The sequence below is a fragment of the Nonomuraea sp. NPDC049400 genome (assembly GCF_044466425.1).
GTDB lineage: Bacteria > Actinomycetota > Actinomycetes > Streptosporangiales > Streptosporangiaceae > Nonomuraea.
Window position 1 is genome coordinate 1 of sequence record NZ_JBITMP010000155.1, and the last position, 1,611, is coordinate 1,611.

Below are 1,611 nucleotides of genomic sequence, written 5' to 3' on the forward strand. Positions count from 1 at the left end.
CGGCGGAGTTCATCAATAACACCACTGGTGAGATCAAGAGCCAGACGGTGTTCATGGGCGACTTCCCGCTCATGACGCCGAAGGGCACGTTCATCATCAACGGCACCGAGCGTGTCGTGGTCTCGCAGCTGGTCCGTTCGCCTGGCGTCTACTTCGAACGCAATGTCGACAAGACGTCCGACAAGGACCTGTACGGCTGCAAGGTCATCCCGTCCAGGGGTGCCTGGCTGGAGTTCGAGATCGACAAGCGCGACAGCGTCGGTGTGCGCATCGACCGCAAGCGCAAGCAGGCCGTCACCGTGCTTCTCAAGGCACTGGGATGGACCAGCGAACAGATCCTCGAGCGGTTCGGCCAGTACGAGTCCATGCGGGCCACCCTGGAGAAGGACCACACGGCCGGCCAGGATGACGCGCTGCTGGACATCTACCGCAAGCTGCGGCCGGGTGAGCCGCCGACCAAGGAGTCGGCGCAGACCCTGCTGGAGAACCTGTACTTCAACTCCAAGCGGTACGACCTGGCCAAGGTCGGTCGCTACAAGATCAACAAGAAGCTCGGGGTCGACTCGGAGATCTCCCAGGGGACGCTCACCGAGGACGACATCGTCGCCACGATCGAGTACATCGTCCGCCTGCACGCGGGCGAGGAGTCGATGCCGGGCGCCAATGACCGTGAGGTCATCGTCGAGGTCGACGACATCGACCACTTCGGCAACCGCCGTCTGCGCAGCGTCGGTGAGCTGATCCAGAACCAGGTCCGCCTGGGCCTGGCCCGGATGGAGCGCGTCGTCCGCGAGCGTATGACCACGCAGGACGTCGAGGCGATCACGCCGCAGACCCTGATCAACATCCGCCCGGTCGTGGCGTCGATCAAGGAGTTCTTCGGCACCTCGCAGCTGTCGCAGTTCATGGACCAGACCAACCCGCTGGCCGGCCTGACGCACAAGCGGCGGCTGTCCGCGCTCGGTCCCGGTGGTCTGTCGCGTGAGCGGGCGGGCTTCGAGGTCCGTGACGTGCACCCGTCCCACTACGGCCGGATGTGCCCGATCGAGACCCCTGAAGGCCCCAACATCGGCCTCATCGGCTCGCTGGCCTCCTACGGCCGGATCAACGCCTTCGGCTTCGTCGAGACTCCTTACCGCAAGGTCGTCGACGGCCGGGTCACCGACCAGATCGACTACCTCACGGCCGACGAGGAGGACCGCTACGTCAAGGCGCAGGCCAACACGGCGCTCAACGCCGACGGCTCCTTCGCCGAGGCCCGCGTCCTGGTCCGCACCAAGGGCGGTGAGACCGAGCTCGCCCGTGCCGAGGAGGTCGACTACATCGACGTGTCGCCGCGCCAGATGGTGTCGGTGGCCACCGCGATGATCCCCTTCCTCGAGCACGACGACGCCAACCGCGCGCTCATGGGTTCCAACATGCAGCGCCAGTCGGTGCCCCTGCTCAAGAGCGAGGCGCCGCTGGTCGGCACCGGCATGGAATACCGTGCCGCGACCGACGCGGGCGACGTGATCAGCGCCGAGAAGGCCGGCGTGGTCGAGGAGGTCTCCGCCGACTACGTCACGGTCATGAACGACGACGGCACCCGCACCACCTACCGGGTGGCCAAGT

Annotated in this window: 1 pseudogene; it reads left to right on the forward strand. The window is 66.0% G+C overall.

Annotated elements, in window-relative coordinates:
* A pseudogene (locus ACIBVN_RS60850) lies at positions 1-1,611 on the forward strand (DNA-directed RNA polymerase subunit beta); the annotation flags it as partial.